30 protein-coding genes and 2 pseudogenes are annotated in these 23,827 nt (G+C 36.4%); 4 read left to right on the top strand and 28 right to left on the bottom strand.

Features of this window, described 5'->3' with window-relative positions:
• Window positions 1–101 precede the first annotated feature (101 nt).
• Complete coding sequence (locus A2J09_RS02565) at window positions 102–416, top strand: hypothetical protein (RefSeq protein ID WP_012293491.1); 315 nt, start codon at window positions 102–104, stop codon at window positions 414–416.
• Window positions 417–487: 71 nt separating this feature from the next.
• On the opposite strand, the pseudogene A2J09_RS22730 reads toward A2J09_RS02565, so the two are convergent.
• The 27 genes and pseudogenes from A2J09_RS22730 to A2J09_RS02445 form a co-directional block, all read right to left on the bottom strand.
• Window positions 488–700: pseudogene (locus A2J09_RS22730) on the bottom strand (histidine kinase dimerization/phospho-acceptor domain-containing protein); the annotation flags it as partial.
• Window positions 699–896: pseudogene (locus tag A2J09_RS24595) on the bottom strand (IS3 family transposase); the annotation flags it as partial. The pseudogenes A2J09_RS22730 and A2J09_RS24595, both read right to left, overlap by 2 nt.
• A 179-nt stretch (window positions 897–1,075) precedes the next feature.
• On the bottom strand, window positions 1,076–1,594 hold the full coding sequence (locus A2J09_RS24590; protein ID WP_012293488.1) for an IS3 family transposase: 519 nt from the start codon (window positions 1,592–1,594) through the stop codon (window positions 1,076–1,078).
• Window positions 1,595–1,848: 254 nt separating this feature from the next.
• Window positions 1,849–2,676 (bottom strand): M23 family metallopeptidase, encoded by an 828-nt coding sequence (locus tag A2J09_RS02550; protein ID WP_012293487.1) that lies wholly within the window; start codon window positions 2,674–2,676, stop codon window positions 1,849–1,851.
• Window positions 2,677–2,890: 214 nt separating this feature from the next.
• Window positions 2,891–4,303 (bottom strand): hypothetical protein, encoded by a 1,413-nt coding sequence (locus A2J09_RS02545; RefSeq protein ID WP_012293486.1) that lies wholly within the window; start codon window positions 4,301–4,303, stop codon window positions 2,891–2,893.
• A 429-nt stretch (window positions 4,304–4,732) separates the two neighbouring features.
• A complete protein-coding gene (locus A2J09_RS02540) occupies window positions 4,733–5,455 on the bottom strand; it encodes a peptidoglycan recognition protein family protein (RefSeq protein ID WP_012293485.1) in 723 nt (240 codons plus the stop codon).
• Window positions 5,452–5,718, bottom strand: coding sequence for a phage holin family protein (locus A2J09_RS02535; protein WP_012293484.1), 267 nt, complete (start codon window positions 5,716–5,718; stop codon window positions 5,452–5,454). The genes A2J09_RS02540 and A2J09_RS02535 overlap by 4 nt, the downstream gene beginning before the upstream one ends.
• A gap of 12 nt (window positions 5,719–5,730) precedes the next feature.
• Window positions 5,731–5,976 (bottom strand): hemolysin XhlA family protein, encoded by a 246-nt coding sequence (locus tag A2J09_RS02530; protein ID WP_012293483.1) that lies wholly within the window; start codon window positions 5,974–5,976, stop codon window positions 5,731–5,733.
• 124 nt (window positions 5,977–6,100) lie between these two features.
• Window positions 6,101–6,211, bottom strand: coding sequence for a CD1375 family protein (locus A2J09_RS23845; RefSeq protein WP_196764891.1), 111 nt, complete (start codon window positions 6,209–6,211; stop codon window positions 6,101–6,103).
• Entirely contained in the window at window positions 6,211–6,630 is a 420-nt protein-coding gene (locus A2J09_RS02525) for a hypothetical protein (protein WP_012293482.1), read from the bottom strand. Before A2J09_RS02525 ends, A2J09_RS23845 begins: the two co-directional genes overlap by 1 nt.
• Window positions 6,631–6,643: 13 nt before the next feature.
• Window positions 6,644–8,269 (bottom strand): hypothetical protein, encoded by a 1,626-nt coding sequence (locus tag A2J09_RS02520; RefSeq protein WP_012293481.1) that lies wholly within the window; start codon window positions 8,267–8,269, stop codon window positions 6,644–6,646.
• Window positions 8,269–8,817 carry a putative phage tail protein gene (locus A2J09_RS02515; protein WP_012293480.1) on the bottom strand — a complete coding sequence of 183 codons (549 nt, stop codon included), beginning with the start codon at window positions 8,815–8,817 and terminating at the stop codon, window positions 8,269–8,271. The genes A2J09_RS02520 and A2J09_RS02515 overlap by 1 nt, the downstream gene beginning before the upstream one ends.
• A complete protein-coding gene (locus A2J09_RS02510; RefSeq protein WP_012293479.1) occupies window positions 8,810–9,895 on the bottom strand; it encodes a baseplate J/gp47 family protein in 1,086 nt (361 codons plus the stop codon). Before A2J09_RS02510 ends, A2J09_RS02515 begins: the two co-directional genes overlap by 8 nt.
• Complete coding sequence (locus A2J09_RS02505; protein ID WP_012293478.1) at window positions 9,895–10,299, bottom strand: DUF2634 domain-containing protein; 405 nt, start codon at window positions 10,297–10,299, stop codon at window positions 9,895–9,897. The genes A2J09_RS02510 and A2J09_RS02505 overlap by 1 nt, the downstream gene beginning before the upstream one ends.
• A complete protein-coding gene (locus tag A2J09_RS02500; protein WP_012293477.1) occupies window positions 10,299–10,613 on the bottom strand; it encodes a DUF2577 domain-containing protein in 315 nt (104 codons plus the stop codon). Before A2J09_RS02500 ends, A2J09_RS02505 begins: the two co-directional genes overlap by 1 nt.
• A 1-nt stretch (window position 10,614) precedes the next feature.
• A complete protein-coding gene (locus tag A2J09_RS02495) occupies window positions 10,615–11,577 on the bottom strand; it encodes an XkdQ/YqbQ family protein (protein ID WP_139015321.1) in 963 nt (320 codons plus the stop codon).
• On the bottom strand, window positions 11,570–12,253 hold the full coding sequence (locus tag A2J09_RS02490) for a LysM peptidoglycan-binding domain-containing protein (RefSeq protein WP_036161043.1): 684 nt from the start codon (window positions 12,251–12,253) through the stop codon (window positions 11,570–11,572). The genes A2J09_RS02495 and A2J09_RS02490 overlap by 8 nt, the downstream gene beginning before the upstream one ends.
• Complete coding sequence (locus A2J09_RS02485) at window positions 12,246–14,168, bottom strand: hypothetical protein (protein WP_012293474.1); 1,923 nt, start codon at window positions 14,166–14,168, stop codon at window positions 12,246–12,248. The genes A2J09_RS02490 and A2J09_RS02485 overlap by 8 nt, the downstream gene beginning before the upstream one ends.
• Before the next feature lie 214 nt (window positions 14,169–14,382).
• The gene (locus A2J09_RS23610) at window positions 14,383–14,547 is read right to left on the bottom strand and encodes a hypothetical protein (RefSeq protein WP_008174525.1); all 165 of its coding nucleotides are present in this window, start codon (window positions 14,545–14,547) and stop codon (window positions 14,383–14,385) included.
• Between the two features lie 29 nt (window positions 14,548–14,576).
• Window positions 14,577–15,011 carry a phage tail assembly chaperone gene (locus tag A2J09_RS02480; RefSeq protein WP_012293473.1) on the bottom strand — a complete coding sequence of 145 codons (435 nt, stop codon included), beginning with the start codon at window positions 15,009–15,011 and terminating at the stop codon, window positions 14,577–14,579.
• A gap of 60 nt (window positions 15,012–15,071) precedes the next feature.
• Window positions 15,072–15,587 (bottom strand): phage tail tube protein, encoded by a 516-nt coding sequence (locus tag A2J09_RS02475; protein ID WP_012293472.1) that lies wholly within the window; start codon window positions 15,585–15,587, stop codon window positions 15,072–15,074.
• Between the two features lie 15 nt (window positions 15,588–15,602).
• Complete coding sequence (locus A2J09_RS02470; RefSeq protein ID WP_012293471.1) at window positions 15,603–16,925, bottom strand: phage tail sheath family protein; 1,323 nt, start codon at window positions 16,923–16,925, stop codon at window positions 15,603–15,605.
• Window position 16,926: 1 nt separating this feature from the next.
• Window positions 16,927–17,139 (bottom strand): hypothetical protein, encoded by a 213-nt coding sequence (locus A2J09_RS02465; protein ID WP_139015320.1) that lies wholly within the window; start codon window positions 17,137–17,139, stop codon window positions 16,927–16,929.
• A complete protein-coding gene (locus tag A2J09_RS02460) occupies window positions 17,111–17,569 on the bottom strand; it encodes a phage tail terminator family protein (RefSeq protein WP_012293469.1) in 459 nt (152 codons plus the stop codon). The genes A2J09_RS02465 and A2J09_RS02460 overlap by 29 nt, the downstream gene beginning before the upstream one ends.
• Before the next feature lie 796 nt (window positions 17,570–18,365).
• Window positions 18,366–18,785, bottom strand: coding sequence for a hypothetical protein (locus A2J09_RS02455; RefSeq protein ID WP_227256917.1), 420 nt, complete (start codon window positions 18,783–18,785; stop codon window positions 18,366–18,368).
• 191 nt (window positions 18,786–18,976) lie between these two features.
• The gene (locus A2J09_RS23605; protein WP_012293467.1) at window positions 18,977–20,005 is read right to left on the bottom strand and encodes a DnaD domain protein; all 1,029 of its coding nucleotides are present in this window, start codon (window positions 20,003–20,005) and stop codon (window positions 18,977–18,979) included.
• 326 nt (window positions 20,006–20,331) lie between these two features.
• The gene (locus A2J09_RS02445) at window positions 20,332–20,625 is read right to left on the bottom strand and encodes a helix-turn-helix transcriptional regulator (protein WP_036161040.1); all 294 of its coding nucleotides are present in this window, start codon (window positions 20,623–20,625) and stop codon (window positions 20,332–20,334) included.
• A 160-nt stretch (window positions 20,626–20,785) separates the two neighbouring features.
• On the opposite strand from A2J09_RS02445, the gene A2J09_RS02440 reads away from it, so the two are divergent.
• From A2J09_RS02440 to A2J09_RS02430, 3 genes are all read left to right on the top strand, one after another.
• Entirely contained in the window at window positions 20,786–21,142 is a 357-nt protein-coding gene (locus A2J09_RS02440; RefSeq protein ID WP_012293465.1) for a helix-turn-helix domain-containing protein, read from the top strand.
• Between the two features lie 95 nt (window positions 21,143–21,237).
• Entirely contained in the window at window positions 21,238–21,759 is a 522-nt protein-coding gene (locus A2J09_RS02435) for an ImmA/IrrE family metallo-endopeptidase (RefSeq protein ID WP_012293464.1), read from the top strand.
• 358 nt (window positions 21,760–22,117) lie between these two features.
• Window positions 22,118–23,017 (top strand): hypothetical protein, encoded by a 900-nt coding sequence (locus A2J09_RS02430; RefSeq protein ID WP_012293463.1) that lies wholly within the window; start codon window positions 22,118–22,120, stop codon window positions 23,015–23,017.
• Between the two features lie 158 nt (window positions 23,018–23,175).
• Here the strand turns inward: A2J09_RS02430 and A2J09_RS02425 are convergent, their stop codons facing one another.
• On the bottom strand, window positions 23,176–23,772 hold the full coding sequence (locus tag A2J09_RS02425; RefSeq protein ID WP_036161037.1) for a TetR/AcrR family transcriptional regulator: 597 nt from the start codon (window positions 23,770–23,772) through the stop codon (window positions 23,176–23,178).
• Window positions 23,773–23,827: the final 55 nt, after the last annotated feature.

Genomic DNA, 23,827 nt, shown 5'->3' with positions numbered 1-23,827 from the left:
AAAAAACATGAGAAAATCGCTGTTAAGATTTCCACATGTTTTCTTTTGACGACTGAGGAATTTTCCTTTAGGCTTGAAATAGACATAGAAGGGGGCTTTTTATGGATATTTTTATTGCCAGTAACCGTCAACTACCCATCCGTTATTATGTACAAGAAGCTGTTTGGATTCGCCGCGGTGGTAGTACCAAGCTTCCTGATTTAACATTGCCATTTTTCGTTGAAGTGGAAATTAACAGTCACTACAACCTTTCAATCATTAGAGATTATATTACTGATTTTCAAAAGCAATACAAACAGACAGAAATTCAAATATTAATTAAAAACACTGCTTTCTTAGCTGCCATGCAGGATATGCTTGCCAGCCATGAACAACCACATCATGCTATAACCATTTATCCACTTTGGACAAATTAGTTACGCCGTAAAGGGCAGTGAGAAATTAAATTTTTCAATTGCTCAGATTTAGAAAAGGCTATCTTCAACTATTCGTCATACTGTTCTTTTGTCTCATATTTCTCTTCTCTTAATAAACGCAAGTATCTCATAATAGACGTCAGAGGTGTTCTTAGGTCATGAGAAACGTTTGTAATGAGGTCATTCTTTTGCTGCTGCTCAACTTTTCTTTCCATGTCAATGCTGGTCATAATTTCTTCTGACATTTGATTAATGTTATGGGTTAATAACGCAATTTCATCCTCGCTTCATGACCGTGTATGCAATGATCTCGCCATTACATAGATCAGGGACGGGTGATAAATAACGTTTCTCACCAAATAGATGGAACTCTGTCACGTCTGTTACCCATTTCTCGTTCATTTTTTTCGCTGTAAAATCGCGTTGTAATATGTTTGGGACAATTTTTCCAACGTTACCTTTATACGAACGATATTTCTTCATGCGGACTTCACACTTTATGCCAATGGCATTCAGATAGATGGACTGAATTGCGACTTTCACATCAGCGTATTTATCATGACGATTCAAACGCTTCTCTCAGTAATAATATGTACTACATGGAATATCAGCAACTTTGTTTAATTCCACTACTTCATAGATTTCCTTTAGTTCATTAATTACTTGCGCTTTGATTTGATTGGTAATTTTTCTTGCATTTGAACTAAAGTATTCAACTTTTTTAAGTACGCATTCTCCATTTCTAATTGTTTAATTCGTGCTTCTAACGCCTCAACAGATCCTTCAGCTGGTGTTGATTTCGTTGTTCTTTTTGTCTCTTTTTTCATAGATGGATGCCCCTTTTTCTTAGAAACAAGGGCATCATAACCACCAACTTCAAACTTCAACTTCCAATTCCGAATCATGCCAGAAGATGAAATATTGAATAGTGCTGCTGTGTCTCTCGAAGATGTACCTGTCTCGTTCATATAATTAAGTACATTCATTTTATAGTCAGCTGAATAGTTTGTATAGGACTTTAAGAAAGTCTCTACGCCATTTTTTTGATAACGGCGAACCCATTCGCTGACAACCTGAGCTGTCACACCGATATCTTTCGCAATTTCGATCAAAGGTTCATTTCCATTTAAATATCGTTGAACTGCTGGAATACGTTGTTCAACACTTACTTTTGCCATAAAAAAAACCCCCGTAAAAGTTAGATTGATGTCTAACTTTTACGGGGCAGTTCAATGAGACCCTGTTTTTTAAAAATTTTGTTTAATAGTGATTCATGACATTGTTTAACTATAAATTACATATAAAACCCTTATTGATAGGTCTCTTTTGATAATCCTTTTAATTTTTTCCATCCTGTCATTAAAATTACTAACAGAAAGAGACCGACATCATTGCTAGGCTAGTCTTTAATCATATTAATTATCTTTTGAATTTAGTTTTTAGTTACTAATACTTGATCCGCTTTAACCCATTCTGCACCTAAATTGTACCAACCATCTTTGGCGGCATGTACTTTATAAGTTCCTGGTGCTAATTGACGTTTAAACGCTCCGTTAGGAGTGCTATACGTATTAATAGTAGATGTAACAGTTGCATGGTGATTAGCAATAGTTCCGTAAGCATGGTGAACATAACCAGACCCTACATTATAGAATAGAGTTCCATCAGCTGCATACTCTCTTTGACCATACACTTTGTATTTTCCACCAGCTTCAAGTTGACCGATAATTTCATAGCCAACATTTTTGAACACATTTGCCTTCTGAGTAATTGTAATCGTTGCCCAAGTTCCATCATACGTATGGTAGCTAACTGTTGGCTTGTCCCCGTTTAAATAAGGCATAGGATCTACCGCCTCTGATTGAGACACTCGTGCTTTTTCATATATTTCAAAATGCACATGTTGTCCAGTTGAACTCCCACTGTTCCCCATAACACCAATTTTATCACCTTGATTGACAGTTTGACCAACAGAGACACTAATAGATTGTAAATGAGCATAAAGTGTATCATATGTTTTCCCATCAATACTGTGTCGAACTATTACATAGTTTCCATAACCGCCATTACATGTATTACCGATAGAGCCATTATTTGAACAACCACCAACGGCTTTGTTAATCACACCCGCAGAGGAAGCATGTACTGGTACATTGGAGCTAGTATTTGCAATATCCACTCCATAATGCATTGAACCACTTCTCATGCCATAAAGGCTTGTATAAATACCTTCAGCTGGTTTTATAAATACCTGTTTCATCAAACATTCTCCTTTTTTGAACTTCCTATATTTTAGTAGTATTAGATTGAATAATATATTGATATTTTTTAAGTAATAATTAAGTAATACCAAAGATAAATACTGAAAATAATACCGATTTAATAGAAAAAGCCCATTACCAATTAAGCTAATGGGCTTAAATTTTTAAATAAATTCTTTCGTCAATAACTTAGTGATTCTTTCTAAACTTGTTTTAAAGTGTTGTTATTCCACTGTTCATTGCTCCTGCTAAGCCTTGAAGGATACGGGATGCACCAGCTTCTGCTTTACCACCAGTATTAGTTGAAACAATGTTATACGGAAGTGCTGCTGAACCTGCTTTGTTTGCAATTGCAGAAGTTAATTTACCAGAGGTTACTAGAGTGTGACCACCATACCAAGCTGCTGTATATAGATAAGCTGTTACTGAAGCTGGATCACTGTTATGTGCTACTAAAGTATTGAAATTTTCATTTGAGGTTTTAATCTGCACTGATGTTGGTGTATTTACTGAAGCAAAGTGTTGATAAGCCGCTAAAGCATAACCAGACGTTGGAACAGTGGTTGAATCTGTAGCGTCCGGACTACCAGCCTTAAAGTTTGGAAGTCCAATCTCATAAGAACGACCTTCGTTTATAATTTGAGTATTGTAGTAGTTCATAATTTCTGCTGCTGTTTGTTGACAAACGTGAGAACTTAAAGCTATTGCATTTTTGAATTGAGGTATTTTTGTAGTGTCACCTAATTCTGCAATTCGATAAGCACGAGCCGCAAGGTTAAGACCCCAGATAACGAATGAGTTGTAGCCAGATGATGGGAAATACCCTCGTATTTGGTCGATATCACTTACTGTACCATTATCACCCGCACGGCCTGCCCCGATATTTACACAAAGTTCAGTTAAACCGTTGTTTCCACGAGAATTACCGTATGATTCACGTAGACGCGTACACATTTGTGTGAACCAAGCGCTCAAGTCAGAATAGATTGCATTACCAGCACCGTTAATAGCAGCATTAATAAAGTGAACTGCACCTAAACCAAGAGTTACACCATTAAGTCCAGTTTTAGCATGTTTAGTACCAACTAATGACCCAGTACTAACTGTTAAACCATTTCCATTTGCTAGACGTACATTTTTATAGCTATTTAGACCAGTAAAAGTAGTGTAGGACTTACTAACGTAACCAGTAAGTGCTGAACGTAATTCTGTTTGAGTTACTGGACGAGATGAATCAGCTTGTGTATACGAAGCCATATCAGCATCTTTTGCAAGAGCTAACGCTGCATAAGCACCTAAAGCTAAAATTGGATTTTCTGGACCTTCCTGAGATGGATTGGCTGGGTTAATGAATGATTTGTAGTTGATTAAAATACGGTGAATACGAGTTAAGATTTGACCACGAACTGTCGCAGAAGATGCGTTAGAGTAAAGAGATGTCAAGAATAGTAATTGACTGCCAGCACGTTGACGTTTGACTGGTACTGATTTATCAGTTGTACCAAAAATATCATGGAAGTTAGTTTTAGAGCCTGAATCTGCTGCCAAACGTACTGCACCATCTCCCATAATATTAGTAAAGATTTTTTCTGCTTCTGTTTTGACTGTAAATGCCAAAGTTATCATCCCCTTATGTTTTAATAAAAAGCTCCCTTTTAAGAACGTTTGTTCTTGTTTTATTATAGAACAAACGTTCTTATTTTACAAGGTAATTTATACATTTAAAGTTAAATAAAAGAAAAAATACGATTGCAGCAACTTGTATATAAGAATTTCATAATAAAAAACAAAAACCTAGGCTCAAAATTTGAGACCCAGTCTTTTTAAATTCTTACTAGATAGTTTGATTGTTTTTGAATTGGATCCTTGTAATTCCAATGTTGCAATTTCTTATCCTCATTAAACCATTCACTGTTGTTTTCAACCCAATTATTTCGAAATTCTTCATATGATATACAGTCTCTCATCGAATCCAAATTGGAAACCACAACACCTCATATTTCAAAAATAAGAATTCATACGCCCTTTTGCAATTAGGGTAACAGGCTTCTGCTATTAAGTGCTCCGTTGTGTAATGATGATTTTTAATCCTTCAAAATCTCCCCCAGTTAATGTACCCGCATCGAATTTATCTAGCCATGATTTGTCTATTAATTTCTTGTCTACGGTTTGTTTGATTAAATCACGTACTGCAGCTTTTGTTGTCTCATTTGTAAATTTCATACAACCATCATCCTTTTCAATTTGTTGTGGTATATCCATACCATTCAAAATATCGTTTTTAAATTGACCCTCTGATATCCCCATGCTCATCAAATATGAAAATGGATCTCGATGTGTCGTACCTTTTAAATGATCTGTGATCCAGCGGTGTGACTTTATACCATTGCCACTACCATCAAGTATAGTAGGGATTCCAGCATCTTTTGCAAGCTCCCTTAATACCCAAACATAAGCCGCGTAATCTTTTTCAAACTGTTCCTTATTATTGGTTCGAGCTAGTTCTACTTGGGCAAAGCTAAATGGATTCCCTTTTGGCCCACAACCATATTGCACGCGATTCACGGGGGCAATTTGTACAATACGTCCTCCACCACCTACCCAATGGGAAGTAAAGGCATTTGCTTTATTACGATTCATATAGGTTATTTCATTTTCTAGAGCGTTCGGGCCACAATTATTTGCATTGCCCGATTCATGGGCAATGACGTATTTGACTGCAGTTAAAGCATAGTTTGGTAGTCCTGACATGAAGCGCTTTTCAATGACATAACTCATTTTCCATTACCCTCTTTATTTGAGTATTGTTTATATAATTGATTGCTAAAAACAGCAGCTCCACTTACAAGAACCCCTTGTACAATACTTTGCATAGTGAAACCCATCAAGCTGATTGTAAACGTTACCCCAACTACTAATAAAATATAGGGAATCAACCAATCTTGCATTTTAGGTGTATTCTTTAAAGCCTGTCCTATAACCAATAAAACAGGCACTACAATTAGCGCCTGTTCAATAATATAATCATATAAAAATTCCATAGTATGATCCCCCTAGTAGGTTTTGATAACAAGTGTTAACAATCCTAAAATAACAGCGCCTATAATAGTTGTAGATACCCACCAAACGATTTTATCAATTTTGTTTAATCGATGGTGAGCATTTTTAGTACTCGCTAATGCTTCCTCTGCGATATCCTTAGCGTTATCCGCAGTTTGACGAATATCTCTAATATCATCAATTTTTGCCTCGATACCTCCAAGGCGTTCATAAATATTTCTGATTAATTCATCTCCCATGACATCAATCCATTTCTCTTTTGATTCAAATAAAAAGCTATGAAAAGTATCGAGATTCAGTAGTTCATCTCGATTGCTTTCATAGCTTAAAACACATAAAAAATAACGCTAGCTTATGCTGCGTTTACTTGTTTTCGCTATTAAGTAATGCTTGTACAGCTTCTCGCCATAACAACGGCACCTGATCGATTGTTCGCAAATTCATTTTAATTAAATCCCAATATAGTTTAGCCATTATAAAACCTCCTTAGTTGCTATTAATTCCGCCACTTCTGCAATAGCTAATTGATTTTCTATTTTGTCTTGCTGTTGTGCCTCCGCTGATTCAGCTATAGCTAGTTTTAATTCTTTATTTTCTGCTTTTACGGCAGCTAGCTCTTCTTTTAGTATTTCCATTTCAGTCTTCGGTATTACTTCGTATTCATACCACTGTTCTCCAGTTTGGGGATTGACGAAATGCATTGCCATTTTACCGTTAGATTCTGGCTGGGGGATAGACTCGACAAATACCCCGCCCATCTTCTCAATCGCTTCTTTTGACATTAAATTTCCATTCTCATCTTTAATTCCGTATACAGGATCAAACGGAATGTAGTTTGTACCCACAACCGCTGCTTTCCCTTCTGATACTTCTTGTGTCCATAATAAAATCATTTAAAAATCCTCCTTATTTTAAGGATACATACCAATCCCATTTTCTTATAATTCCATACGACCATGTTCCTTGACTTTGTGACATTATTACACTGTCAAATAATGGTTCATAGGTTAATGCCTGAATATGTTCGATATACGCATTTCGACTTTGTGATAAAATCTGATTCCATACTATCTGTAGATTTTTGTTGAGTCTGCCGATTATGTTATAGTTCATGTTTGATATGGTTGTACTATCGACTTCCCGCCAATAAAAACCAGCGCCTGTCCCAAAGTATGCGCCACCGTTACCGTCAGTGCATAAATTTAATGGGTACGAATATTGTTCTCCTATTAAATTGTTTATCGCTATAGCACTTCCTGCGGCGCCAGAAGATGATATAACACGTATAAGGTTTTCGTTTCTATACGGAGTATAACTAGAGTTACCTCCGCCATATGATACCATTATACTTCCATCTGATAACTCTATAACGTTTTTCATACTTGATATATATACGCTCACAGCGCTGTGAATAGTATATAATGCTACCGTCCATAGAGTCGCTCCATTGCTAGCTTGTATTTTGACTACACTATAACCACCATATCCAGTAGCAATAACAATATTGTTATCGGATAACAGTCTCATGTCGACAACATCCGCGTTGTTATCTACTGGTTTCGTCCATATTAAACTCCCATATCGATTATATTTTCGTATTTCACGTTTATCACCGCCGACACTTTGGTATACATTAATTGCAACATATACGTCCCCTGTATTCGTAATAGCCACTCTGTTAGCTATACCGCTATTTCCTAAAGGTATAACTGCAAGTTGCGTCAGGTCCAAATTATATATAAAGACGTTTCTACCTGAGTAAAAAGAAAGAAAATCACCATTAACAGTTACACCACTAGGAATTGGTCTATTAGGATCGGATAATGTTATTTTGTTTACTAACGACCCAGTTGGTGAATATTTTGCCAAAGTGGTAACACTACTATCACGATTATCTGGATTAGTAATCATGTAAACATTTCCGTCTTTGTCTACTCCTGTTGGAAAAGCACCACCGTAATTTACAGGTGCCGCGATCCATTGTGACCTATAACCTGCAGTTACTTTAGACGTTGGTATTTTCTCGCCACTGTTATACACTTTTAGTGTACCGACTTGTTCACCTTCATCATTTGTAAACGTCTTATCTTTTACAACATCCTCGGGTTTGGCTGTTCCTACACCTCCTTCACCCTGTAAGATAAAAGCCCCTGCACGATAGCGAACAGTATACACACCATTAGCCTTTGCATTACTAAATGCTGTGCCATTCGCTTTTTTTATAGGAATAGCACCTAATCCATTTATATTTAATGTCATTGCTGCTGTACTGTTTGCATTAACTGGAAATGATACAGCTAGACCATTTTTATAGCTTTCAATGTCAGGAATATTTGCAGTTAAGGCGTTCGCTGTGCCTCCTACTGTTTCCAGCCATTTGACTGAATCAGTAGGGCTGACAGTTGGGATGGTATCCTCAATACGTTTCATCTCCGTATCAATCTTATCAAGATTGGCGTTAACCACATTTACATTATAAAACTCATCTTCATTATCCTTTTTAAAACCATAATTAACAGTGTCAGTAGACATTACGATAACACTTCCTCTCTCAGTTGTTTATGTGTATAGGCGGCCAATTGAGCGTGCGTAAAGCGCGCCAGTGCACTATGTTGGATGTATCTAATTTCCACATACACCAACATGTTTTGTGGAGTTACTCGCTCTAGTAATACCTCTACAATTTCAAATTCTCGAGACACGGTTAACTCCAGCTTTACACGTACCCACTTTTCAGATGTACTGCGAGTAAGCTCGTACTTTCCCTCCCCTAGTAAGCTATCAAGTAGCTGTTTCAGAACGGGAAAACTATACGGTGCTTGTTCTTGATACCGTGATAAAATGCGAAAACGACGTGTTTCAAGTGTTTCTGATTCATTAGTAATTAAACCAAGCATTCTCTCATAACGATGGGCACCACTTTCATCTAGGGCAAGGATAAATTGATTATTAAATAACGATTCCGTTAGTTCCCATACTCGCTCTAATGATGGATTTTCAAGTGATGCAATCTTTTGAAGTTCCTTGATTTCGTGAAGGATAGGAGGGAGGTAGCTTAAAACATCCACTTTTCTAGCCACTTATAGTCCCCCTCTTTGGTATTGCTTCTTTATCAAGTTCCAGGTTGCTTGCCTTACCATTTAATATTGTGTTAGCTATATCGATGACTCCATTAATACCAAGAATACGTGTTTCAATTTGGCTTATACGAATAATCAGCCCTGCTTCATCTTCTTGTTTTGTAACTGCCGACGCCCAAAGTTCTGCGAGCTCCTTAAAGTATCCATCAATTACCTCTTGGATAGCATTCTCTACATCCTCAAAAAACCAACCAGATTGCAGGGTAATTGTTGATATGATATTTACTGTTGTTTCATTGACAGCCGAAATAGTAACGTTGTGATCAATAGGAGCAAGGCCAACTCCGTCACCTTGCGCATCTAATGGATCCATCAACTGTTGTACTAACCCCACTAATTCATTGGATGGTTTCGAAAAAGTAGAGTCAATAATCGTAACGCCAACAGTGCCACCTCCATATTTTGCTCGGTAGATACGTGCACCTCCAACCCCTGGTATATTTCCAACTCGCTCTTTGTAATCGGCGCGGTTCCCTCCAAACGAAATACTTTCAAAGCTATTGAAATAACGCGATCTAAAAGCTTCTGTATCTTCTTCGTTCTCTCCTGGAATTAACAAATCCGTTAACTGTGCTGTCTCAAGACCTGCAATGTAATCAATCGGTATTAGTTGTCCTGTCTCGAAATTTCCAATCTCACCTACGGTTTCACACTCCAGCTTAAAAATACCTTTTTCGATTTTTTCAAGGACTACGTAGTTGCATTCTTCCTGCGAAAAACGTGCACCTAAGGGAACATCGATATTGAATACTCCTTTGCGTATAGCTTTCGTTGCAGGCGTTGGACTAAGTCCCCGTTCAGCTGCCCGCCTTATTAAATTCTGTCGTGAGGCCGTATCTGCGAACATTTGATTTTCGTAGTTTAGCAATGTAAAAAGAATTTGAGCAGTCTCGGCAGTATTGGCTGCTGTTGCCTGATAAATCAACGATGTCTCTCGTTTATCCTGTGCTGGTACATTAGAAAGTTTCTGAACTAATAAATCCTCATAGGAAGTATTTAAATCAAAAATTGCTACCATTAATAATCCACCTCTTTCTCTGCAGTGATTTCACCAAAAATGGTGTGGGCTACGTATTGAACGTGCACTTTATTTTTAGTGGTTGTTACTTCAAATGAATCAACATTCGTAATGCGGTCATCTTGTAATAAAGCCTCTTGAATGCGTTGTTTTACTTCGCTGGCAACATATACTGTTGGTTGGCCAATTAAATCATTGGTTTCAAAACCTGTGTTCCAACTATAAATTAAATGATCGTAACGCTCGATATTAAGCATAAAAAAAATCGCTTGTTTCATGGCCTCTAGTTCATCAATGGTGCCATAACAGCGATCTAATTCGTTATTTATTTTAAATGTCTTAGAAGGTTCAATTTCTTCCTCAAAATCGAATGTCAGTCCATCGTTTATGGCCTGTGGAATCATCAAATCACCTCTTTGTCTATGATTAAGTATTGTTGACCACCGTGCACGCGGATCATCGTCACCTTGTCACCCGTATTTAAGCCGTTATAGATTTTATATATCTGCTCTGGTCCACCATCTACACCCATCTCTACTTCATAGTCCATTACAGCACGGGTGAGCTTCAATTGTTCTTCTTTTAAAGTCAATTTCTGATCAATTTGAACTTCTAGTGGATCTACTCTTAATACATTGCCATAAATAACCGTAGCGAGCTTTTGGGCATTCAGAACTCCCAACACAAGTTTTTGAATTTCTTTTAAAATATCCTCCATACTACGCAATGAAATCACCGCCAATCAGCGTTAAATCCATACTATAATTAGATTCTTTGAAGGTATGCCTCACACTTTCAACCATCATGAAATTAGCCACTGATAAGTCACCAACATACAAGAGTACTGCTACCTGACTACCACCACGTACAATTGGATTACCGAATACTTTATTAATGTGTAGCTTTCTCGATTTACGATTATAAAACTTAAGCATGCTTTCTGCTTTAGCCTTACCATTTACCCCTTCATCGAACTTATCTGTTAACTGAAGAACACCCCACTCGGTCATCCTGCTTTCACTTTCGGCCATGTAAGTAGCACGTTCACCTGTTTCTTTATTTTCACGTACTAACTTGATTTTGTTATACGTGTTTTCATCAATGGATGAAGTATATTCAAACGTTTCACCTGATTCTTCATCTATCAGTAAATCGGTTTGAAGCGCCTTAGCTTCACGTAAATTCAAAGCTCCAAAGTCATCATAGAGCACAAATAGCCTTTGAGTATTGAGAGTCGTTTCAGCCAAGGCATTAGACATAACCGTGAACAGTTCTTGATTATCTTCAACCATACAAGGTATTACATACTTTGTATCGTCTATAGTACCGGTCTTTAGCTTAAAGTCCTTTGCAATTATTTTAAGTACTTGAGCAGCTGTTTTATTCTCATACCTATAGGTATCTTTATTTTTAAAGTAGCGAAGTTGATCGTAACAAGTAACCGTAATGATTCTGTTATTCGAACGTTTCTTGGTAAAGACAAAACCTTTGAAAATCTTGTGTCCGTCATATTCGAAAGTAACTGCATCCCCCTCATGAAAGCTAAGCATACCATCCTTAATTACATTGAATGTCAGTTTTCCTGGAGTGCCTTTTCGATGTGTTTCCCACACTATACCTTCCTCTACGGCACATTCGTATAGTTGCGCCTTACTCATGATACAAAGTTTTGATTTAGCCAAGTTTTATCACCTGCCCTGGTTTAATTACGTTTGGATTGCTAATATTATTAATTTTTGCTATTTCGGTGTATTTAGAGCCATCACCTAAGTACTTCTTAGCAATAGCCCACAATGTTTCTCCTGCTTTAACAGTATGTGTTTTTGGGGTTTCTTTTCCTGTAGTTGGCCGCTTCTGCTCTACTACAGCTTTCGATGCGGTCTTTGCTGTACTTCCTGCATTATTAGCTTTTGTAGCTGGTTTCAAGTTGATTTTTTTATTGCCGTACTCCCTGTATTGCTTTAACTGGATTCGTACAATAACATCAAAGCCATTATCGGCTGATTCCTTAATCTCATAATCCTCAATTGATACAGTCATGTTTGTGTCAAATAATAAATTACCTGTAGGCAGCATACGATTTACGAGAAATCGAAAAGGTTTGTCAGAGATTTTTAATTTTTTTAGTTTACTAAGGTAAAATGAAGCTGGTTGAAAACCATTTGGATAAACAGCAAATGGGTAGTTGACGTTGGGCAGTAATACCTCAAAATCTATATTCGTTAGTCCTGTTTTTTTTATTACATTTACTTCTCCCTCATTCATTAACACTACTGTTTCGTTTCTGCCATTAATCTTCAAAGTGAGTTCGGAAGGTGCGATAGGAAACTGTAAGCCATCTAGAAAAAAATTATACATCTTCGATTGAACCCCCTTCTGCTAGCATTCCTGAAACTTCTTCAACACGTTGACCAAATCTATCAATAATGCCATCAATATCTAGTTCACTGCTAATTCGGTTTTCATTTTTCATATCTACTTTGATTTCTGCCGTCGTATAACGATTGATTGCTTCACGTTCAGCTATATCACGGAGATACTTTAAATCCTCATTCATTATTTTAATACCTTCCGTTGCCTTCTCAGTATTGTCCGCTGTTTTCTTACCTAACTCATTACCTTTATCGAGTTTGTCACCTAACGCTAGCGCATTTTCAATGTCATTTTTTATCTTATCATCTTTAATATTGTTGCTTTTTTCTTCACCTGATTGAAATAGATTGGCCCCCCAATTGTATCCTTTATCCCAAGACTTACTTAATTCTTTAAATTCCATTTTGGGCGCTTCCCAATAATCATCAGGAGCTTCGCCAACCCAGTTATCCAAAATTCCTCTAAGACCCTTTAGATCACTTGTAATGGACTCTCGGTGACTATACTCGGTACCCACTTTTAAACCTACGGAAGATGAAATATTCTCTGGTAATAGCTTCACAAACCAATTCCAAGCTTGTATCGCAAAGTTAACTGCGTCAACAATAGCATTAACAAAGCTTGTAGCAAATCCATCCCATCCACTAATCATTGAAATAATTAAATCTAACATATTAGTTGCTAGATTATAAAATAATTTCTTTACCGAATACATTGGGTTTTTCCATACATTCACAAAAAATTCCACATAAGAGGCCCACATATTCCACATATAGGCGATTACATTATAAATCATTGATCCTAACACCATGAATGCCCCAGCTATTATTCCTGTAGCACTAATCGATGTCCCAGCAAAATAATTGAAAGCCGCTACTGCTAAATAGAAAAGACCAATAAGAATTACAATGGCTATTACTAAAATAAATATAGGATTGGCTGCTATCGCTGCATTTAAGCCCCATGCTGCAGCTGTTGCGGCTGATGTTGCAGACACACTCGTCCATGTAGTTGCCGTTAATAATCCAATCGCAAGCGTTCTTAGACCAGTCCAAATCGTACTGGCTATTTCTGCTGCTTTTACTAGTAGTAAAGCAGACTCGTATACCAACATTGCTGCTGCAACAGTACTTATTATAGGAACTATAAACGACCAACTATCTTTTAAACTTCCATCGGGTATAAAAAAACTCAATGTACTCGAGACAATTGAAGATAATTTCTCCATAGCATTAGCTGCATTTTGCACGAGCTCCTTAAAAAGATCGTTTTTTACAATCCCATCGAATATTCCCTCAAAAGCCAAACCAAGGACAGCTTTCCTTATCTCGGCCATAGAAATTTTACCACTACTTGCTATTTCTCGTATTTTCTCAATTAAAGCATTAAGGTAATTCGTAGTATTTTGGACACCATTTGACGTAGACTGAAATGCATTATTTAAATCCTGGCCTTGAAGGTTTCCACTTCCCATTGCTTGTGTTAAAGGTTGCTCGGTTGTTTGTAAACCATTGTTGATTAAATTTAACCCTGATGTGGTGTTATTTTCATTGGACAAGAGTACTCTCCCAACTACTTGAAAATCTAAATATTTACCTGCTATCTCCTTGATTTTAGTTAATAATCCACCAACTGCTGTAGTACCATCCCTAATATTGTTGCTAAAACTTTGTAGGGTGTGATCAGTTTTTCGAATTTCGATTTCAACTCTGTTAAATTGCTCAGCAGTTTTAGCTAATTCTCTTTGAGCTAGTTGAACACTAGAGATATCCATCATTTGCCCAGAAGCGGCATGCATAGCTTCCAACTGATTAACCATTCTGGAAACCATATTATGCATGGCTTTAATTGGTTTACTTAAACGATCATCAATTTGAATTGCCGTACGGATTGTAGCCATGAACTCTCACCTCTTTATAAAAAAAGCATCCTTTGAGAAGGATGCTTTTATGGCTATTGTTTAATAATTTAAACTTTAACTCTTCCTAAACTTAAGTAGAGCTATGTGTTTTCTATTGTTTCCAACTCAATTTTCCAGCATAGTTGAATTTGCAAGACTCCAAAATTGACATAAATTAAATAAATGATAGCCCTGTAGGCTAATTTGCTACTTATTAACGCTTTCTACCTTTTTTAGACCCTCGTTTTGCCTCGCGTTCTTGCTTCTTATCTTCCTCGATTTTAATCCGTAGAGACGCTATAATACAAGCTTTATCCGCCAAGGATAGCGATACATATTCAGACGGAAGACGACGCATTTTATGCACCCACCAATGCATTATATTAGCTTCACCATCACCGTCGTCTATTAGTTTTTTATTTCTTCAACCATATCCTCTAGTTCCGCTTGATACCCATTAACTTCCTGTGCTACCGCTGAGGCATCTGCAATTTCACCAATTGTCAGCATCTTACCAAGTAAAGCATCAGCCCCCATCACACCATAAGAATCCTGTAGCTCTTTATCGTTTAAATTAGGATATACAATAGATTCAATAGTTAATAAACGTTGGTATTTAAAATGATCAAAATCAGTATTATACTGCCCCTTACGCTTTCCTTGCATAATCATAGAACGCTTAGTAGATTCAGATTTTAATTCCTCGTCTCGTTCTGGCGAAATTGGCGCGAACTCCCATTCAATTGGATTCCCTTGTTCATCCACGAATTTCTTTGAAATAGCATGCTTAATGTTTTCATTTTGCTTTTTATTGTGTGCAAAAAATGCAGTTAAGTTTGACATAATTAATCACCATATCCTTTTTATTTATATTTAAAAGAGCCCACATCATGAGCTCTCGTTTTATAGCATTTCTTGTAATGTTGTAAATTCTTCTGGCATATCCCAATCCTCGAAGGTGAAATCAATAGAATCCTCTAAGTACTCCGCATCTGCATCTAATGCAGCGATGATACCTCCATCCATATTACAATCAACCAGAATCGTTGTTTGACGACCTACCGACGCTGACCCATCTTCGTTAGTCACTTGGATATCAAAATAAATATCCTGCCCAGTGTCTTTGTATCGCTTTAATAACTTACGGAATATTGACGTATTAAAGTGGAATGTAGCACTGCCTGTATATTCTGCTCCAGTAGCCTTATTACCTTTAGCTACACGCCCCATAATAGGAACTTGCGTTTTAGTTTTATCCATACGAGCTTCTAAATTAATTAATTGAGCAAATAAATAACGACTTCCTTCAACCGTCACGTATGCTCGACCTTGAGCACCATGAATGGCATTGCGAGCATGCATTGTAGCATCCGCAAAATACTGTAAATTCATTGGAATTAATGTTTTGTTTGATTTCATCTGTTTGCCCTCCCTTTATGCTACTGTTGTTGTAATGTAAAGTTGTGACATCGCAACCGTAGGAATCACGACTTCATTTACTACAACAGCTTTCTTTGAATTACCTTGTGCTACCGTTAGTTCATCCTTGTTGTAATTTTGGATAGCTCGAATACGTTGCATTTCCATTCGATGACTACCAATGTCATTCCATAAGGAAATGCGACCATCTTGATCATTTGGCACCTGACCTAAATAACGAGTATTAAATAATTGAGCTGTATCAATCGCAAGCTGATCAAGTACACGAATGACTTGATTCAAGCTGAAGTCCTCGTTCTTATCATCCGAAAATGAAGTAAAGGTATTCACATCTTCAAGTACACGAATTTCATCACCAACACGATGTAACAAATATTTGCCAGCCTTTAATAAAGTTGAGAGATGTGACTGCGTCTTTGTTTCAGACATATCAAGTGTAAATTCACCCTCGTATTTTTTATTAGTATTTGATTTATTGACAGCCACCCCAGCTTGAGCACCAGACACCCAATATACGGCACCAAATACTTCTTCTTCCGGTCCGATAGTATCGTTTTGTACATCAATAATACCTTCATGGTTAGTACTGCCAAGTTTATGACCTACAAGTTGGAATTTACCACCGATTTGGTCACGAATACGCTTTGTATATTCAACATACAGCGATTTAATTGAACCTTCGGAGGACAAGCAGCCTAGAATATTGAACCCGTATGCTTCTAAAGCGTCTAGTGCCTCTTGATGTGCACCTCCAGTAATAGCTAAGCCATTGGATCCTCCAGCTAATGCTGTACCAGCTGTAACAGCTAGAGGTGCATTCGGTTTAAACACGACAAAATCATTGGCGATTAAGTCTGTAGCAGTCGCTACTGCCATTTGCTCGTCTACTAACACATTAGCAAGTAATGTTTTAACATCGAATTTCGATGGCTCATCAATATTTGCCTGAATGACAATCGTAATATCATTCCCTCGAGCACCTTTGTACTTAGCTGTTGCAAAATCATTTGTCGCTGCCTCTGCATCCACCGCAAGTTTGTAAAAATAAACCGTGACCGCATTTTTAAATACATCACGGATACCTTTCATTTTTGAGTCCATATATTCATAACCAAAAATTTTGCGTGAATCCTTTCGTAAATCCTCTTGTGTTACAGCAAATACTTCACCATCTAAGCCCCAGTCAAGTGCAATTGGCAAACCAACATAACCACGATTGCTTAGATTTACAAATGCACGAGTAGCGCTAATAAAATTGTGATATTTTCCTGGTAATACTTTGTTTTGTGATAAAAATACTCCTCCACCTAACGCCATATTAATTACCTCCCTTATCGAATTTCTTTAGTATTTCATCCACTTGAGCGAATGAATAAGTTTTACTTGAATCTAGTAATGCGTTTAATGCATCACGGCGATATAAATATTTTTGACTTTTTAAAAGTTGATCTTTTGTAAATTCAGGTAATTTTGAAAAAATTACGTTTTTGCTTTCCTTCAACTCAACCTTCTTCTGAATTGCTTTTGCCAACTGAAACCACCTCTTCTTTGTGCATATAATGATCTAATGACCCCATAAAAGTATTTTCTTCATTTTCTTGTAAGAAGAAATTAAATTGAATAAAATTATTGCCAATGCCTTCAATAACTTCGCTAGTTGCTCCGGTACCAAGCAGTAGTGAACCATTTAACAGCGTTATTTCTTTGATTACTTGTTGAACCTTCAAAGTCATATTAGCCGCCTCAGATATGCCATTTTCAGGGAAGTACTTTACATTAAACTTTGCTGTTACTTTCCATCGACCACCTATTTGTCGGATATGCTCTAAGCTCAAAAACTGAATTAAAAAAGCAGGCGTATGAAACTCCTGCGGCACTTCATCTATATATTTTTTATATTCCGCTCCGAAAGCTTCGTGAAGCTTAATAGATAAAGCATTTTGAATATCATAAATTTCCATCCAAAGCCTCCTTCAACAAATTCGTTAGTAAATATGAGCTCAGGTGTTTTGATTATTTAAGCTTCAGCTCATCCAATCGATCCAACCTTGATTTGTGAATCGGTTTTTCTTCTCCAACTAAAAAACGCCTTCCCTTATACCGAATAGGAAAGCGTCATTTTACTTTTACTTGAATGTGAACCATTTCGCATAGTCTCCTTTGCAATTGATTGCTTGGAATACGTTTTGTTCTTATGGAACTGATGAGATGTCTATAGCTACTACCCTTGCCCACTTAGCTTTGTTTTACAAATCTTTCAACTGAAACCACTCCCTCTTTTGCCTGTTATATTCCTGGAGATCCGATAACTAATCCCTAAAAAATAAAACAGCTTATTTATGCCTCACCCAAGCTTATGGGACATATTGATCGGTCGACGGTCTCACTCTTGTTAATTTATGATGTTATAAATTTCAAAAGGGGAAATCCTTACCTCGTCGTCCTACTTCCAAGTTTACACTATCAGTTACTTAAAATGATATATTTGGAACGTTTGGAACATCTGTCACACTTGGAACATTTGGCAAGTAAAAAAATCTTACCAAGCAATTCTTCTACCTTTAGATTTAATCAAGAACTTTTGGAGGTATAGAATCTTCTATTTGTTTTAGAATTCCCTTGTGTTTTAATATGTATTTTTGTCTAGTAAAGCTTTGTACTCGCACTTCAGTGAATACGCGTATTAAACAACCGATACGAAATGGATTTCTTGAGCAAATTATTTAAAGGATTATAAAAAAAGAAGTAACCCTTAGGTTACTTCAGCATCATATCTAAAATTCTTTCACGCACACGTTGTACACTAGTATGACTCATATTCAGATTTGCTCCAATCCAGCGAAATGGCATACCCTCTAGTAACCAGAAAAGGACTTCCAGTTCAAGGTCGCCTGTAACCTTGTCAGCTAAATTTTGAACTAATAGTAGCTCATCTTTAATCTTGTTCATACGCTCCTCACGTAAAGCCCTCATCTGAACATGTGCATGAACTGGGTCACTCGCTCTTCCAATAGCTTTTGGCATTGCTGCCTCAAAGCCATACTTGGTTGTAGAAGCCACAGCTGTCAATGATTCTAATTCTTCCTTCATTCTCATGTACTTACGCATATTGTCATTGTACTTTTTAATTGCCTTGTCTAGTTGGTAACGATTTAGTGGTATTTTCTCTATTATCATAGCTTTGCCCTCCTATGTATCTTTTCAATTCTCTCTGCTCTATCATTCCGTCATTAACCGTTAAGTACTTACCCTTGTGCTAAATAAATATCAACCACCCATCCTCAAAATCCCCTTTTGGTTTTTAAGTGCTAGTTCATCCTTGACCACCAAACTTACGAAATTACATTTATTAGCAATGGCTCACATTTTTATTTGCCAAGCATTTCTAAAACTTTTTGTCTCTCGGCCTCAAAATCTATCGCGCTGTTATTAGATTCAGTAGATGGTATTGGGTGCTCTACTTTATCATTACGCTTATCAAACCATTCTGGCACTATTTCTCTTCGGCCAAGAGACTTTTGATAAGAATAAGGGAAGGATTGCTGTCTCTTGTTTATCTCCCTTTGTTCCTTAGCCTTTAGTTGCCCATCATTCGTTATTAAATCTGTTCGCCAGTTTACTAAAATACGCTCTATATACTGAATTGGTTTGTTTGGTTGCTGTAGCACCGCAATTTTCATAGCCTCATAAACAAGGACTGGATTATTTTCACATGCCATATGTTCTATACATTCGCAAATATAACTAGAAGCTTTTTGGATGTTTTCATCATAGAATTTAGTTAAAAAAATTAATTGTTCGTTAGTGACTGTCGACTGACTATCTTCACACTCTGTTGTTTCTTTTTCTTTTTCTTTTTCTTTTATTTTTTCTTGTTGTTTTTCTTCTTCCCTACAGTCTTTAGAAGGTCTATCGATAGGGTATGGATAGGGTATCGAATCTTTATTATTACTATCATTAGACTCTTTTTGCTCATTCAGCTTATTTAACCATATACATACGGTATCGATACTGTATCCTAACTGTTCTAATGAAGTAACATAGCTCCTAACAAAAGGGATATGTTTAACGGCAAGAAGCTCTTTTTCGATACATTTTTTGACTTTAGGAGAATTGATAAAGTTGTATTTCGCCCAGTTAATCAACATGATTTCCTTTGTTAATTCGTTGTAAGAGATTTTCCCGTATTCAAAGAATCTTTGTAATAATTTTTGTACAGTTTCACGGTTATAGCCGGTATGCATTTCTATGACTCTATATGGTAATTCGTAAATGCCACATTGAGTTGTGTTACCGTTTGTCATCAAATATAGATAGAAGTATTTCTCCTCTGGTGTAAGATCTAATACAAAGCCATCATCCCAAAATGTTGTGTGTACATGCCTAAATTTAGCCATTTGCGTTCGCCCCTCATTCGTATAAGTAATTCATTGATGTCTAGTTCGTATAAAATGCTTTTTTTAGTTTTTGTATTACTCAAATGATCCACCTTGTCCAAAAGCTTATTAGAAAAGTAAGACTGCCCCGTTTGAAGGGATACCGAGTATATTTCTCATAAAATCCATATTCATTGACAATATTTATTCTAACGACCTACATTGAATTGAGACTGGTCCTTATTCTAAAGAATAATTATTTCAGTCATATTAGTTAGCGCTAACTCCGTACAAGTCCGGGGCTTGTTATTACTCATTCAACAATTGGAACGTTTAAATTATGATGGTTAAAAGCTTGGAATGGATTGATATATAAATTTTCTTTTGGTCTCCTTACAAACACAACATTTAGTTGTCTTGTTACGTAAAAAAATTTGGGATGGTTCCATTTCAAATAGTTCAGAAATTGCTAATGCTACTTCTAAAGAAGGTGTGCGTACTCCTTGCTCAATCATTCCATAATAGCTTTCACTAATAGTAATACCTATTGATTTATCAAGTTTTTCCACAACATTTTTCTGTGACCAATTATTTTGTTTTCTAGCCTTGATAAGTATTAACCGACGATTTGTTGTTTTCAAAATCGCACCCCCAACTTTTTGTTGTCTTAATAATACCCAACAAAAAGTTGTCAGTCAAACAAAAACTAGATTTTTTGTTGTTTTTTATTTTTAATTGGCTATAAACCCAACAAATTGTTGTATAATTAAACTATATATTTAAGTGAGGTGTAATCATGTCATGTCTAATGTATCGCAAAGGCTTAAAGAGTTAAGGAAAGAAGCTAAATTAACGCAAGCAGATGTTGCCAAATTCTTAAGTATTTCGGAAAGTGCGTACGGTTATTATGAACAAGGCCGCAACGAAATTTCCATAGGAAGTGTTCAAAAGTTAGCAGAAAAATACGATGTAAGTGTAGCGTATATATTATGTGAAACAGATGAAAAACAACCTTTTGATAAAGACGAGGCAGCTTTTCATGCATTTGCGAACGATCCAGAGTTGCAGGTTTTTTATAAAGAGCTTCCTAAATCAGATGAAGAAACCGTTCGTCGTTTACGTGATATTTGGGAAATTATCAAACATGAAAAGAAATAAGATGTATGTTTTTAGCCCTTCTTCCTAGAAGTGGGGTTTTATTATAAAATAAATAAGAACATACGTTTCATTACATAGAGTTTGGGGATGATTTTATGTCAAATACTACATACACTGAAGATTTTATTGAAAGCCTTTATACGAAAATAGGAATTTTATTACCACATCAGCTAGATGTTAATGAAATTGCATGCAGGCTAGGTATTTTACTATATTTCTGGGATAATCCTAGTCAAGTTTTGTTTTTGGGTGGAAGAGCTTATATTTTTTTAAATCAAGACCTATCACCTAAACAGATGTGGCAGGATTTTTGCCATGAGCTTTGTCATGTTTTATTACATTGTGGCAGCCAGGAGAAAATGCCCTATTCATGGATTGAGTATCAAGAGTGGAAGGCTAATAATTTTATGGTACAAGCATGTGTACCAACATTTATGTTAAATAACATAACCTTACCAGGAAATGAGGATAAAGCCATTCAATTAATTCAAGATCTATTCAATGTTGAATGGGATCTCGCTTATAAAAGATTAGAACAATATAAAAACAATAAATTTATACATGAATTAAATGCTAACACTCTAAAAATGTATGGAAATAATAATCATACGATCTAGGATGATTATTTCGATAGACGGCTACTTTCCAATTAGGAAGGAAAATTTTTTGCATTAATGAAACCAGCCTAACTTTGCTTCATTGTGTATACCGAAGCATCGGAAACTTGACCAGTATTTTATGATTGGATATTAGTCTAAAAATGGAGGGGGCCCATTTAATAGTCCCCTCTCCTCTATCCCCCACACATCTCCACTTAGGACGAATTTTTTTTTCAAAAGAGTCATAAAAGGTTAGAAGGTACATTGTTCTAATGATTATTTCCTACTTAAATTAGGCATACAATTGCTGCCAATCGAATAGAAACCTATATAGAAAACATTTTGTTATGGGAAAAATAAAGTGGGGTGTGAAAGGATGCTTAAAGTAAATGATGCAAAAGAAATGGTACTTGGAATTGTGCAAGATGACCCATTGTTTGTTGCGCTACAGCATACGCCTTTAGAGGAGAGCCTATACAATGATGAATATTTGGCAGACATCGATGAAACAAATCACTATACGATAGCAGAAATCGCTGGCTGGTTTGATATTACAGATGCCATGCTTCGCTACTATTTGAAACCGTTTGAACAGTACATTTTTGACAATGCTACACCGAATGTAAATGGTAATATTCGCTTAGATTTGCCAGCTATATTAAGGCTAAGAATGATTTTATTATTAAAGGATGAATATCGTGTGAAGGGTATAAAATTATTGCTTGGTATTGATGATAATGGTCAACTGTTAAAGCATCAAATTACAGCTACGACCATGGATTCCGGAGATTTATCTCATAAAATTGATGTTCTTGGGAATGTCCTACAGCAAATGATTCAAACAGGACTCTTTCAGATTTTGCCGAATGAGAAGCATGGGACGTTACAAGTTAACATTAATCAGGAATTTCTTGCAGAGAATATTCAACGATTATCCTCCGATTCTACTCTTCAGTTTGAGGAAATTCAAAAAGAAACAGCAGAACTAAAAGAGGAGAATGAAAATCTCCAGCAACAGATTACCGAGCTGCAAGAAAATAGTGTCAAGGACATTGTGCAAAAAATTAGAGAGCGTCATATCGAAAATGAAATCGTTTCTACTTTACGTACGGAAGCATTACAGCAATTTTCAATGAACAACCAAGTTAGTTTTTTCAAAAGGATGTTCAGATCTTCTCAAATTGACATGGAAAAAGAACAATTTGTTTTAAATTATATTTCAACGCATTTAGAAGAACGCTTGGAAGTTGCGTTGAGCGAATATTATGAAAAATAATCCAAATTTATTAGAACATGAATGAGACTAATTAAAAAGTCACAATCATGTTCTTTTTCATTTTTCCCCTGTGGTCAAGTTCGCTACTTAGCGTTATTCGTTTTTTTATGAGGCGCAAGTCTACATAGTCCATACTATGTTATTTAGATTTTTTTCGTTTAACTGCCAGCTACTACATTGCCTAAAAATCGTAATAATCGGAAATGCAACGTGACCATTTCTTCTACCGTTAAATTCTCATTGCCCTTCTCTAACCATTCTTGAATGACTCCTAAAATTGCAGATGCTATAAAGGCTTGTAAATATTGCTGAAATTCGGGGTCCCTCACTTCCTCGCGAACCGCCGACAATCTGTCCAAAATATGATTGCCAAATATGGTTTTCATTTTTTGTGTAAAGCTAGGACTTCCCTGTTCACCTAATAACATACGAAAGGCAGGTGCATGATCTTTGATGCAGGTAATGACCTTGATGAACGGTTGATAAAGTTGTCCCATTTTTAAAGTTTGAAAAGCATCCACTGGTTGTACATGCTTCACATAGCGTTCCAATTCCATCAAAAGTTCCTGCTGCAAATCCTCCATCACTTTATATTTATCAGAATAATGTAAGTAAAAGGTGCCTCGATTAATTTGAGCGGTTAGTGCTAAATTTTTTACTGTCACGCGTTCAAAGCCGACCTCCTCCACTTGCTGGGTCAATGCCGTTTTAATCGCTAGTTTTGTTTCAAAATTCATCTTATCATGTACGGACAATGCGCTTCCCTCCATTTACTTAACACATACTGGCAAACTGTTTATTGTATTTGCT

Origin of the sequence: Lysinibacillus sphaericus (assembly GCF_001629735.1) — a bacterium.
Lineage (GTDB): Bacteria > Bacillota > Bacilli > Bacillales_A > Planococcaceae > Lysinibacillus > Lysinibacillus pinottii.
Note: the sequence above shows the minus strand (reverse complement) of the source record. Positions and strands in the feature narration are given on the sequence as shown.

What these genes read in the sequence shown, in the direction of transcription:
- A2J09_RS02565 (WP_012293491.1), top strand. Translation starts at nt 102, where the DNA reads ATGGATATTTTTATTGCCAGTAACCGTCAACTACCCATCCGTTATTAT.
- A2J09_RS24590 (WP_012293488.1), bottom strand. Translation starts at nt 1,594, where the DNA reads ATGGCAAAAGTAAGTGTTGAACAACGTATTCCAGCAGTTCAACGATAT.
- A2J09_RS02550 (WP_012293487.1), bottom strand. Translation starts at nt 2,676, where the DNA reads ATGAAACAGGTATTTATAAAACCAGCTGAAGGTATTTATACAAGCCTT.
- A2J09_RS02545 (WP_012293486.1), bottom strand. Translation starts at nt 4,303, where the DNA reads ATGATAACTTTGGCATTTACAGTCAAAACAGAAGCAGAAAAAATCTTT.
- A2J09_RS02540 (WP_012293485.1), bottom strand. Translation starts at nt 5,455, where the DNA reads ATGAGTTATGTCATTGAAAAGCGCTTCATGTCAGGACTACCAAACTAT.
- A2J09_RS02535 (WP_012293484.1), bottom strand. Translation starts at nt 5,718, where the DNA reads ATGGAATTTTTATATGATTATATTATTGAACAGGCGCTAATTGTAGTG.
- A2J09_RS02530 (WP_012293483.1), bottom strand. Translation starts at nt 5,976, where the DNA reads ATGGGAGATGAATTAATCAGAAATATTTATGAACGCCTTGGAGGTATC.
- A2J09_RS23845 (WP_196764891.1), bottom strand. Translation starts at nt 6,211, where the DNA reads ATGGCTAAACTATATTGGGATTTAATTAAAATGAATTTGCGAACAATC.
- A2J09_RS02525 (WP_012293482.1), bottom strand. Translation starts at nt 6,630, where the DNA reads ATGATTTTATTATGGACACAAGAAGTATCAGAAGGGAAAGCAGCGGTT.
- A2J09_RS02520 (WP_012293481.1), bottom strand. Translation starts at nt 8,269, where the DNA reads ATGTCTACTGACACTGTTAATTATGGTTTTAAAAAGGATAATGAAGAT.
- A2J09_RS02510 (WP_012293479.1), bottom strand. Translation starts at nt 9,895, where the DNA reads ATGGTAGCAATTTTTGATTTAAATACTTCCTATGAGGATTTATTAGTT.
- A2J09_RS02505 (WP_012293478.1), bottom strand. Translation starts at nt 10,299, where the DNA reads ATGATTCCACAGGCCATAAACGATGGACTGACATTCGATTTTGAGGAA.
- A2J09_RS02500 (WP_012293477.1), bottom strand. Translation starts at nt 10,613, where the DNA reads ATGGAGGATATTTTAAAAGAAATTCAAAAACTTGTGTTGGGAGTTCTG.
- A2J09_RS02490 (WP_036161043.1), bottom strand. Translation starts at nt 12,253, where the DNA reads ATGTATAATTTTTTTCTAGATGGCTTACAGTTTCCTATCGCACCTTCC.
- A2J09_RS02485 (WP_012293474.1), bottom strand. Translation starts at nt 14,168, where the DNA reads ATGGCTACAATCCGTACGGCAATTCAAATTGATGATCGTTTAAGTAAA.
- A2J09_RS23610 (WP_008174525.1), bottom strand. Translation starts at nt 14,547, where the DNA reads ATGCATTGGTGGGTGCATAAAATGCGTCGTCTTCCGTCTGAATATGTA.
- A2J09_RS02480 (WP_012293473.1), bottom strand. Translation starts at nt 15,011, where the DNA reads ATGTCAAACTTAACTGCATTTTTTGCACACAATAAAAAGCAAAATGAA.
- A2J09_RS02475 (WP_012293472.1), bottom strand. Translation starts at nt 15,587, where the DNA reads ATGAAATCAAACAAAACATTAATTCCAATGAATTTACAGTATTTTGCG.
- A2J09_RS02470 (WP_012293471.1), bottom strand. Translation starts at nt 16,925, where the DNA reads ATGGCGTTAGGTGGAGGAGTATTTTTATCACAAAACAAAGTATTACCA.
- A2J09_RS02460 (WP_012293469.1), bottom strand. Translation starts at nt 17,569, where the DNA reads ATGGAAATTTATGATATTCAAAATGCTTTATCTATTAAGCTTCACGAA.
- A2J09_RS02455 (WP_227256917.1), bottom strand. Translation starts at nt 18,785, where the DNA reads ATGATAATAGAGAAAATACCACTAAATCGTTACCAACTAGACAAGGCA.
- A2J09_RS23605 (WP_012293467.1), bottom strand. Translation starts at nt 20,005, where the DNA reads ATGGCTAAATTTAGGCATGTACACACAACATTTTGGGATGATGGCTTT.
- A2J09_RS02440 (WP_012293465.1), top strand. Translation starts at nt 20,786, where the DNA reads ATGTCTAATGTATCGCAAAGGCTTAAAGAGTTAAGGAAAGAAGCTAAA.
- A2J09_RS02435 (WP_012293464.1), top strand. Translation starts at nt 21,238, where the DNA reads ATGTCAAATACTACATACACTGAAGATTTTATTGAAAGCCTTTATACG.
- A2J09_RS02430 (WP_012293463.1), top strand. Translation starts at nt 22,118, where the DNA reads ATGCTTAAAGTAAATGATGCAAAAGAAATGGTACTTGGAATTGTGCAA.